A 9855-nucleotide genomic window follows, 5' to 3' on the forward strand; every position below is an offset into this window, starting at 1 on the left:
GACGAACGGCTTTGGGAATCCGGTTGGATGCCATCATCATTCACCTCAAGGCAAATTTCGACAAACCTGATGGCCATTCCTTCCATTTCTCAAAGCAGTACTAGAAGCGTTGTGAAAAAGTGAGCGGCAGCATTTACCCAAAGCCGCTCCAGCTGCTGTCCTGCAGAGATGGTTGCACTGTCCGCTCAGCATTGGCTCGAATGATCTGTCGAGAGCTGGAGCAGAAAGCAAATGGTTGAATATGCGAGGGAGTTGGAAAGACGGCGGTTTGCCAAGGCCCCCGGCAATGTGCTTGTCGTTCCACGCCCGGAAATCTACGATGAGGAACCCGAAGAATGGGCGGATGATAACGAGTAACGTTAAGTAATGAGAGCCTTACGGGAGGGATTGAAGGATGCACACCTTTCTTCAGGCGGGCGCAATGTACGCGGAGATTGAGGAGGGGGACCGGATCCAGACCATTCCGGTTAACCTGGGAGATACTACTCTTTACCCTGGCGAGTGGGTCCGGAAGTTGGGTCAAAAGAAGCGGACCAGCTTTGAAATGATGGATGGCTATTACTTACGTTTTTGTGGAATGGGGGAAGAGCAAGGGGGAAAGGTCCTCCTGTTTACAGTCAACCGTTCCCAAGGGAAAACCTGCTATGCGTTCAACTACGTCGACCGGAACACTCTCCTGGTCGGCGGCCGGCAGGGATGCAGCGACATCATCATCCATCGCTTGGAGAAGTTTTCCGAGCTGCCGGATGATGCGCAGAAGACAGTGGAGCAATTATCCTTATTCTGAATTCTGATGGAGAGGAAAAGCGATGTAGGTTCCTGGAGAGCCGTATGCGGTAAAAGCCGCACGTACGGTTCGGGAAGGGGGGTTGAAACGTCTCAGACGCTTGGCCCCCTACTTCACCTGGTTGCATGCTCTATGCACGAGTAAAGCACATAACCTCCCATACGCTTTGTAACCTTACAGGATCGCAGACAAAACCGCCTCTCCCCTTTTTAGCAAAGGGATGAAGGCGGTTTTTCCGTAGCCTCCGCTTTTTTATGTTTTCCGGGGAAGTTTATGCAAAATCTATGCAAAAGGGTCTTGATCCCTTTGTTAACGAGGGTTTTCTTGTCTTTTCCCATCCTTTTAGAAACGTTCCCCATCAGGCCGCAACATAAATAAAAACCGGCCCCTTTATTCATCTTCTTTCCGGGTTTGATTTTTCCTGTTTCTGCATACTATAATAAGGGTGAGGAACACACCCAGACGGCGCGACCTTCATCAGCGAAGGCCGCGGCCCATACGACTCACAAAAAGTGATTCGCCGCATGGTTTCCGAGGCCTGGGCGGATCACTTTTTTTGTGATATGACGTAAACGACGTGTATCACTTGCACGAGCAATGCGAGCAACATGATCGTCTCCGTCATTGGCATCACCTCCTTTCCTGCAACTCCTGCAGAAAAGAAGGCCGCCGCCTCCGCCTCAGGCCGTTCCATCCCAGATGTAGTTCCTCATCTAAATATTTCCACGCTCAAACCCAAAACCCTTTTGACGCATCTCCTTAAAGACTCTTGCCTGTCTCGTTGTTGTGCTTGATCCTTAGTTCGTGGAGTTTGTCCAGCGCATCCAGCAAGTTAGGATTGTTACGCCACTTCTCTGGCAGGTCGCGCGACGCTTCAATCAAAGCCATGACTTCATGTATCTCCAGCTCTACGGTGTCCTTCCAATCGATTTCACAAAGACGATGTGTTAAATGCTTCCTTTTTCTTTTCTTCAAAGCGTCGATTCATCCGGTCTAACTTGGCACGCATCCGGGCTTCTGTTTCCGGGTCCAAGCCAACCACTTCAGGCCCTTCCTTGGATTCCCCTTCTTCAAACTCACGTTGCAGGGCTTTGGGAATCGGTTACTCTTTTTGACCTTTTCTCCGGCCAGATCGAGAATGTTTCGGTTTTGCTGGCTTCCGATGGTCAAAATTCTTCCAGCCGCCTTTCAGGAACCAAACTGCTTGGGGAGTTTTATGTGTGTGTTCTCCGGCTGTTACGATGGTGATGTACCGATCCAATATAGTGAAAAGTTCCTTGACTCCGACTTTGCTTATCAACTCACGGAAGGCTGGATAATGCCGGGAGTGAACCGCGATATCAGCACCGTTTCCATCCATGATTCGCTCTCTGTATGCCATGTAATCCGAATCAGTTTCCCAAGCTGGTACATCATCATCATCAGATTCTTTCTTAAAAGATATATCTTCCTTCTGTCCGACGTACCGTGTCCGGTGTCACCCGTGTCCGGTGCGGTCGGACGCGGTGAAATCGTTGATTTACCGGGATTTTTACCGTGTCCGGTATCGTCGGACACGGTATCAACTCCTAGCTTTAAAGAATACGTATTACTCTGGCGACGTCGGCTCCAGAAAAGGCGAACAAAACCAAAACATGCACCACTCCTTTCAGATTTGGTTGGATTGGACGATCCGGGAAGCGTCTTGTAATACAGTTAACATTGAAGACTACTAGAAATTCAAATCGAAGGGGGTACCTTAACCTTCGGATGGAAATAAACCGGCCTCAGAGAGCGATTCTCTGGGGCTGGTGCTTTGTTTGGAGAGGATTTCTTTCCTGGCCAAAAGAGATCGCCAAAAAACTAGAGGTGTCGGAGTCCCAAGTATCAGCCTGGATCAATGGGAAAACGTACCCCCGAGCCGTGAAGCTGTTCCGTTTGGCGAAACTATTAGAGGTGAAGGTGGACGATTTGTACGAACTTCAGGAAAACGCGGAGTAAAACAAAAAGCGCCCCCCTGGGAGACAGCCCAGAGAAGGCACTTAGGAGAGGGATTAAATGAAAGAATGTCAACATTGCGGTGCGGAGATGCTTCGTTGGGACAAGAAGAAAATCTGGATTTGCAATTATTGTGAAGAGGGATTAAATGATGCGGTAGTGGAAAGTGGGTTTGCGATGATCGCCAGGGTAGACCATGACGATGACCAATGAGATTGAAACATAACAAAATCGACGTTTTAGGAGGGATAGGATGCACACCTTTCTCCAGGCGGGTGCGATGTATGCAAAGATTGAAGAAGGGGACCAGATCGAGGCCGTCCCGGTTGATCTGGGAGACGGGACGCTCCACCCTGGGGAGTGGGTCCAGAAGATGGGGAAAAAACCCGAACTAGCTTCAAGATGAAGGATGGCTACTATCTTCGGTACGTCGGGATGGGAACGGAAGATGGAAAGAAGGTTCTGCTATTTTCAGTAAATCATTCCCAAGGGAAAACCTGCTATGCCTTCAACTATATCGACCGGAACACTCTGCTGGTCGGCGGCCGGCAGGGATGCAGCGACATCATCATCCATCGCTTGGATTTCCGAGCTGCCGGATGATGCGCAGAAGACAGTGGAGCAATTATCCTTATTCTGAATTCTGATGGAGAGGAAAAGGAAAATGCGAACGGAAGAGCAAGTCAAGCGGATGATGGACGCGGCCAAAGCATCCTTGGCTATTGAAGGTCTTCATACCACTGAAACCGAAGATCAGTTGATTAAAAAGCGATTAATGAGCGAGATTTCCCAAGAGGAATTTCTGCAACGCGCCAAAGAACTGGCTATTCGAAAGGAATGAAAACATGAACAAGACCGACAAAGCAATTCGATACGCGGTGAAATCAGTTTCAGCGGAAGGACCGCCACCGTCCAGGGAGGCTATTGAGATTTCTTCCGAATACCTTCGCGGGGAAATCTCAGAAAAAGAGGCATTAAAACGGTTGAGGAAGTTTTGACCACCCAGAGACCGCCCGGATCCGGGCGGTCTTCGTTTCATTTCCGGTAGACCTGGGGGGAAGCTGCCGATCAGACAGGGGGCTAAAATCGCCTTCACCGGACAATAAACCCCGTGAATAGTACGACATTGCTGTTATAAATTCCCGCTTATATGCGAATATACGTTCGGGTAAAATAGGGTTGAGGTGATGAACGTGAAGGCGTTGGAGCGTGGGAATAAGCTGTGGGAAGGTCACCGGATGATGCTGCCGGAGCACGAGGTCCAGCTGCAGGAGGAGCGGAAGAGAAAAGAGGAGTACCGCCCGCCCGAGTTGGCGCCGGATGCGTTGGAAGAGATCGGCCGCATGCTGGAAGGGTCCAAGATGGGGATGGGGTCCCGCCAGCATTTTGTCAAATTGCTGGCGGGACCCCAGATATTGCACGTGTCTCGGACTTCCCCCTTATTCCCCTGCCGCTAACAGGAGCTTATAACCTTTAATTATTTTCATTTTGGGAAAAAGTTTTTTATTCAGGAAGGGAATAATCTTGTTTTTGTCAAAGAACCAATATGCAACATAAATCTACATTTTTACACAGGAGGGTAAAAATAGTGGGAATCAAAAAACGGGTTGTTCAGGTGCTGTCAGTCGGGCTAATTTGTAGTAGTTTGTCCGTTCCAACGTTTGCCTCTGAGTCCTCCGGAGTAACTGGGGGTTGGACAGAAGGAGAAGGTTACTGGAATGCTAATGAAGTTAGCACTCTAGCCGCTGAACACCATGGTTGGGTGGAAGCCCATCCCTATGATGCTGATTTAGAGCGTGCCGTGGGGGAAACCTATTGGGATGGTGTTTATCATTATACCCGTGCACGCATGGAAACAATTGGTGGGACCCCAGAAACAGACAGCGGTAGACAATGGGATTGGGATTATACGTATGCAGCTTCTCCGTATGCGGCTTACACATATGTTGCAAGAACTTACTATGGACGCTAAAAACAGGAGGGTAAAAATAGGAATCAAAAAACGGGTTGTTCAGGTGCTGTCAGTTGGGTTAATTTGTAGCAGTTTGTCTATTCCAGCGTTTGCGTCCGAGGAATATCAAGGGTGGACCGAAGGGGATGTAAATGCGAATGATGTTGGCATTCAAGCAGTGGATCATAATGGTTGGGTAGAGCCCCACCCTACTGATCCTGATTTAGAACGTGCTGCTGGTGAAACGACATGGCCCGGAGAATATCATTATACCCGTGCTCGAATGGAAGATGACGGTGATGTTATAACTGATAGTTTCAGGCAGTGGGGTTGGGATTATACTAACGCAAGGTCTCCGTATGCGAGTATTTGGTATACTGCAAAAACGTACTATGGACATTAAAGTAAAATAATTTACAGCATAGACAGGGTCCATGATATTGTTCAGGTCCCTGGTTCTATCGCTTATTTTCATGTATAATCCTTGGCGGTTCTCCTTTCTTGGCTTGGACTACCAGTATACCAAACAGTTAGGAGACCGCCACTTTCTATTTAATTTGTACACATCATTAAAAAGTTCTTAAACTTTGATTTAATCTTACATATATGCTCTTTAATCTGGATTCCAAAACTATCTACTCAAAGGAGAGCCTATGGAAAAAATCAAACAATGGCAACGGGACGGAACCCTGTGGTTAATTCTGTTGTATTTGTTATTAAGCATCCTGGTCGTCTCAACGAATTACTACCAAATTAAACAACAGGAAATGAACATCATATCCAGAGGACTGTATACACCAACCAGTTTCGCTTTTAGCTTGCAAGACTCAAGTCAGCCGATTGACTGGAGACAGCTGGATACAAAAAAAACCTTTACCCTTTTTAATGAATTGGACACCAAAAAAGATTATAAGGATAGGGCCATTTATTTTAATAAAGATACCTTCATCCCCCCAATGCAATCTGGCCGGTATTTTACCGCCGCCGATTTTTACAAAGGAAAGCGATTAGCGGTTTTGGGTAAGCAAGTGGGAAAGAGCGTCGGGAAAGAAGACGTATTTAAAAAAAATGGTAATGAATATTTCCGAGTTGCGGGAAAGACATTTGAGGTTATCGGCCGGATGGGGGCTTCTTATTCGTCGGATTTGGACAAAATAGCACTTATCAATATTGATGCTTTCGATCGACTTCCCAATGTTTATGTCATGAACACCAAGGACGAAACACTCAAACAAGGTCGAGCGTTATCCATCAACCAGAATCGTATTCCCATCCAGGTAATTGATAGGGGCGATCAAGGGGCTCAGCGCTATCTCGGCTTGGATTCATACCAAAAGGGTCTATGGATTACCATTGCCAGCATCATGGTGGTCTCAAGTCTTTTATTTAACCATTTTTGGTTAAATAAGAAAAAAACAGAGTTACAGATATTATGGGAACACGGGATATCCATAAAACAAGTTTATATACACATAATGCTTCAGTATCTTGTGATCGTATCCATTTGTTATGCATTAGTCTGTTTAGGAAGTTCTGCCCTGTTTGTGTCACTGGGTAAGATCAATCCCTTTTTCCTTGTCGATTATACATTGCCGTTGTTGACGGGGTACGGGGTAATCCTCCTATTATCACTTTTATCCATTTACCTGTCTAAAGGCGGTTTGCTGAAACAAATCGATGGGAAAGGAAAATCTTTTTTATGAAAATGATCTTAAACGAAGTATTGGAGAGCCTCAAACGCAGGAAATGGTTTTCTGCGTTGATTGCCATTCAGGTTACGGTACTCTTTCTCACCAGTGCGCTGTTATTTCTGACCTATACGCACATCGAGGGCAAATCCGACCGTCTGCAACCTTTAAAAGAGCTAAACTTCTACCAATTATCGGATGATCTTGCGTCAGACAGTAAATTTCAGGCATTTTTAAAGCGACCGAATTCCCTTCAGATAATAAAAAAGTTTTACAAAAATTTGGAACACCGATTTGGGAAACGTTTCGTATATCTCTTTAATCAGCATATTGATGTGAAGATTGGTGATGATCCAAAGTGGGATAAATTTTTATATGGATATGAACATGGAGCCCCTATTGAACAGTTAAAAAAACACCCCTACAACCCCTTGAAAGCAGTTCAAATCAATGAACAAGGTTTTACCCGTTTTTCGATTCCGTTAAGCAACGGGCACCCTTTTTCCGCGCAAGATTTTCATTATCGTCAGGGGGAAGCAGTTCCAGTATTATTGGGAGCTGAATATCAACCGTTTTACCAAGTTGGTGATGAAATTAAGACAAAGTACCTGCGTAAGGATTTCAAATTAGTGGTTCGAGGGTTTATTCAACCTGACACCTTTGTGTTTAATGCCAACAATCCTGAATTGTATCTGGACCGATATATTGTAATGCCTGCTTTACAGTTTTCCAATTCCCCGAAGAATGAAGCGGATGAACGGTTTCAAAAAATACATTACATGCAACTGATTAATGGAATGATTTTCACCAACGAGAAACCCTATGTGGTGCGCCGGGATCTGGAGCAGGTCAAGAAAGCCTCCGGTTTTACTGATATGCAACTCATTGGGGCAAATAGCGATTCACTTGATTTTGTTTTTTCGGTTATTCGAGTTAATGTGGAGTTGTTACAAATCATGTCAAGTGCACTATTCGTGGTGTGTATACTTAGCATTTCAATACTGATGGTGACCAAGTTTCAGGATAACTTCAGAAACATGTCTATTCACCTCTCTTCTGGAGCCACCCTGAATCAGCTGTTTTCGTACTTTCTGGCTGAAATTCTCTTCATAGTGGGATTGCCGGGGCTCGTTATTACTCTGTGGTATAAACAGGTTATCGATGTTTCTTTCGGAATGTATACCTTGATGAACTTGATGCTCTTTTCCCTCACTGTACTCATCTCAGCTCTCCCCTTGTATTGGCAATTCTCTAAAATTGAAATCAGTAGCTTGTTAAAACGATCGGAGTGATTCCATTGATAACCTTGAAAGATCTGACAAAATCATATCGGAGCGGTGAGCGGAAAATTGACGTTTTGAAAGAGCTCGATTTGGAAATCGAGCAGGGCGATATGTTGGCAATTATGGGTAGGAGTGGATCAGGAAAGTCCACCTTATTAAATATCCTGGCGGGTTTAGATACCCCGGACAGTGGGACTTATCGATATCATCAAACGTATGTAAGTGAAATGAACGGAAATGAACGGGCGAAATTCCGGAGACAAAATATTGGTTTTATCGTGCAAAATTATGCGCTGGTTGACAGTAAAAATGTATTTGAAAATATTGCCCTTCCTTTGCGATACAGTAAGCTTTCAAAAAAAGAAATCAAGAATAAGGTTGAACATATGCTGATGGAGTTAAATATAACGAAATTGAAACATAAAGCGGTGGATACATTGTCAGGTGGGGAAATGCAGAGGGTTGCTATTGCAAGAGCATTGATTCAGGACCCGGCCTTGATTCTGGCAGATGAACCAACTGGATCGTTAGATGTACAAACGGAATCGGAGATCTTAGATATCTTTACAAAACTGAATCAGCAAGGAAAAACGCTGGTAATCGTAACGCATGATCAGGTTGTTGCTGACCATTGCCACAACACCTACTATATGCAGGATGGAATGGTGACACCAGTCGCTTCCTAATGGCTGGCCTCGTCTTCTTCCGACAGTAAGAACAGTAAGTAACGAGATCGGCCTAGCCGGAAGATGCCATGAGATTAAACCGGAAAACGCGGTTTACTTCGATACGGAGAAAGCAGCAAAAGTAAGTGAGCGTCGGATGTGCCACTCTAACGAATGTCCGTTGAATTAGGACCTCTCCTATTCGGATCAATAAAAAGGCGCCCCAGAAGGCCTCCTATTTGCTCTATGAAGGCCTCCCTTGAATGTATGCACCACACCATATTATACCATCGGGGGCTAAGCGGCAGTGCTCCCAGCCGCCAGTTCTCACCTGGAAGTCGGCGGCAGTTGCCGGCCATCGTTTCCCCCGGGGGATCAGTGGCGGATCCGGCAACCGGTTCCCTCCCGGGAGTCGGCGGCAGCAGTTGCCAGCCATAGTTCCCCCCAGGGGACGTGGTGGCGGAGTGCCCCGGGCACCATATGTCTCAACAGGGTACAGTTAAAAAAGACATAAGAGACATTTTCTCAACATTGATATCACTGGCTTTCAAGTGTTCCGTCTGTTGTCTTAAAAGGGGTAGAGGGAGCGAAGGCCGATTTTGGGGCCATCTCTCCAGTAAATGGAAAATGACTCGGGGTTCGATATGACCGATATTTGCATATCTATAGAGCTTTTTGCCTGATTGTACTCATTATTTGGTGTGTGAATCGAATTTTGAAATAGCTTCTATTGTTCTTGCGCAAATCATACCCTCCCTGACGGGATATATTCTTTTCGGAACAGGACTTCTGACGAATGTGTGGGTTGTTTTGCTTGCAGCCAGATTGTTAGCAGTATCAAAGGAGGCAAAAACAGTATGAAAATTATTGTTACCAGTATATTCGTACAAGATCAAGACAAGGCACTTATTCAGAAACGCTGGGGTTTGTAAAAAAGCAGGACGTTCCCGTCGGAGAATTTAGGTGGATAACGCTTGTTTCTCCCGATGATCAAGACGGTACCGAGCTTTTGCTCGAACCGAATGACCATCCGGCCGCCAAAGAGTATCAAAAGAAGATATTTGCCGATGGCATCCCAGCAACAATGTTTGGCGTTGCAGATGTTCGCAAAGAGTATAAACGATTAATGAAACACGGCGTGAAGTTTACTATGGAGCCGACAGAAATGGGCGAAGTCACAGTGGCTGTCTTCGACGATACATGCGGCAACCTTATTCAGATAGTGCAGAAGTAACTTTATGACGAAATAGAACTAATTCAAGAAGCATATTTACGCGCGCATGGTGCATCCGGTTCTTGATCCGCTTAAGATTTTCGGTTAGCCGATCCCGTTGGATCATGGCGACCCGAAGGTCTGCGTAGACCCCGGTCAGTACGTTGGGCTCCGAATACCGGCCATCCTTGACCAACTGAGCGATGACTTTGGCATCCTTGATGTCATTCTTGGTTGGGGAGTTGTCGTCGAGTTCCTTGCTTTTTTTGACGTGCAGAGGGTTAACCAACA

General features: G+C 45.9%; 15 protein-coding genes and 2 pseudogenes. 14 read left to right on the forward strand and 3 right to left on the reverse strand.

The annotated features are described in order from the left end of the window. The first annotated feature begins 231 nt into the window (after window positions 1-231). Both C8P63_RS19840 and C8P63_RS18120 read left to right on the forward strand, forming a co-directional pair. The gene (locus tag C8P63_RS19840; RefSeq protein ID WP_281258745.1) at window positions 232-357 is read left to right on the forward strand and encodes a hypothetical protein; all 126 of its coding nucleotides are present in this window, start codon (window positions 232-234) and stop codon (window positions 355-357) included. Between the two features lie 37 nt (window positions 358-394). Next, the gene (locus tag C8P63_RS18120) at window positions 395-787 is read left to right on the forward strand and encodes a hypothetical protein (protein WP_108026680.1); all 393 of its coding nucleotides are present in this window, start codon (window positions 395-397) and stop codon (window positions 785-787) included. 759 nt (window positions 788-1546) lie between these two features. On the opposite strand, the gene C8P63_RS18125 is transcribed toward C8P63_RS18120, so the two are convergent. Continuing rightward, window positions 1547-1762, reverse strand: a complete 216-nt coding sequence (locus tag C8P63_RS18125) for a hypothetical protein (RefSeq protein ID WP_108026683.1) — start codon at window positions 1760-1762, stop codon at window positions 1547-1549. A 321-nt stretch (window positions 1763-2083) separates the two neighbouring features. Further along, entirely contained in the window at window positions 2084-2344 is a 261-nt protein-coding gene (locus C8P63_RS18130) for a hypothetical protein (RefSeq protein ID WP_108026686.1), read from the reverse strand. A 192-nt stretch (window positions 2345-2536) separates the two neighbouring features. On the opposite strand from C8P63_RS18130, the gene C8P63_RS18135 reads away from it, so the two are divergent. The 12 genes and pseudogenes from C8P63_RS18135 to C8P63_RS18175 all read left to right on the forward strand — a co-directional run bounded on the left by C8P63_RS18135 (window position 2537) and on the right by C8P63_RS18175 (window position 9585). Continuing rightward, window positions 2537-2767: a helix-turn-helix domain-containing protein gene (locus C8P63_RS18135; RefSeq protein WP_108026689.1), complete on the forward strand. Its 231-nt coding sequence runs from the start codon at window positions 2537-2539 to the stop codon at window positions 2765-2767. A 57-nt stretch (window positions 2768-2824) separates the two neighbouring features. Next, complete coding sequence (locus C8P63_RS19290) at window positions 2825-2977, forward strand: hypothetical protein (protein WP_170109754.1); 153 nt, start codon at window positions 2825-2827, stop codon at window positions 2975-2977. A 147-nt stretch (window positions 2978-3124) separates the two neighbouring features. After that, entirely contained in the window at window positions 3125-3367 is a 243-nt protein-coding gene (locus tag C8P63_RS18140) for a hypothetical protein (protein WP_146172211.1), read from the forward strand. 61 nt (window positions 3368-3428) lie between these two features. Further along, entirely contained in the window at window positions 3429-3605 is a 177-nt protein-coding gene (locus tag C8P63_RS19295; protein WP_170109755.1) for a hypothetical protein, read from the forward strand. Window positions 3606-3609: 4 nt separating this feature from the next. Then, complete coding sequence (locus tag C8P63_RS20135) at window positions 3610-3762, forward strand: antitoxin VbhA family protein (protein WP_170109756.1); 153 nt, start codon at window positions 3610-3612, stop codon at window positions 3760-3762. A 189-nt stretch (window positions 3763-3951) separates the two neighbouring features. Continuing rightward, window positions 3952-4221: a YolD-like family protein gene (locus C8P63_RS18145; protein WP_108026695.1), complete on the forward strand. Its 270-nt coding sequence runs from the start codon at window positions 3952-3954 to the stop codon at window positions 4219-4221. 131 nt (window positions 4222-4352) lie between these two features. Then, on the forward strand, window positions 4353-4736 hold the full coding sequence (locus C8P63_RS18850) for a hypothetical protein (RefSeq protein ID WP_146172212.1): 384 nt from the start codon (window positions 4353-4355) through the stop codon (window positions 4734-4736). Beyond that, on the forward strand, window positions 4708-5118 hold the full coding sequence (locus C8P63_RS18150; protein WP_146172213.1) for a hypothetical protein: 411 nt from the start codon (window positions 4708-4710) through the stop codon (window positions 5116-5118). Before C8P63_RS18850 ends, C8P63_RS18150 begins: the two co-directional genes overlap by 29 nt. A gap of 250 nt (window positions 5119-5368) precedes the next feature. Further along, window positions 5369-6418: an ABC transporter permease family protein gene (locus tag C8P63_RS18155; protein ID WP_108026701.1), complete on the forward strand. Its 1050-nt coding sequence runs from the start codon at window positions 5369-5371 to the stop codon at window positions 6416-6418. Continuing rightward, window positions 6415-7695, forward strand: coding sequence for an ABC transporter permease family protein (locus tag C8P63_RS18160; protein WP_108026704.1), 1281 nt, complete (start codon window positions 6415-6417; stop codon window positions 7693-7695). The genes C8P63_RS18155 and C8P63_RS18160 overlap by 4 nt, the downstream gene beginning before the upstream one ends. 5 nt (window positions 7696-7700) lie before the next feature. Continuing rightward, the gene (locus C8P63_RS18165; protein WP_108026706.1) at window positions 7701-8372 is read left to right on the forward strand and encodes an ABC transporter ATP-binding protein; all 672 of its coding nucleotides are present in this window, start codon (window positions 7701-7703) and stop codon (window positions 8370-8372) included. Between the two features lie 836 nt (window positions 8373-9208). Continuing rightward, window positions 9209-9585: pseudogene (locus C8P63_RS18175) on the forward strand (VOC family protein). 52 nt (window positions 9586-9637) lie between these two features. On the opposite strand, the pseudogene C8P63_RS18180 reads toward C8P63_RS18175, so the two are convergent. Then, window positions 9638-9855: pseudogene (locus C8P63_RS18180) on the reverse strand (IS110 family transposase); the annotation flags it as partial.

The organism is Melghirimyces profundicolus (genome assembly GCF_003054245.1).
GTDB lineage: Bacteria > Bacillota > Bacilli > Thermoactinomycetales > DSM-45169 > Melghirimyces > Melghirimyces profundicolus.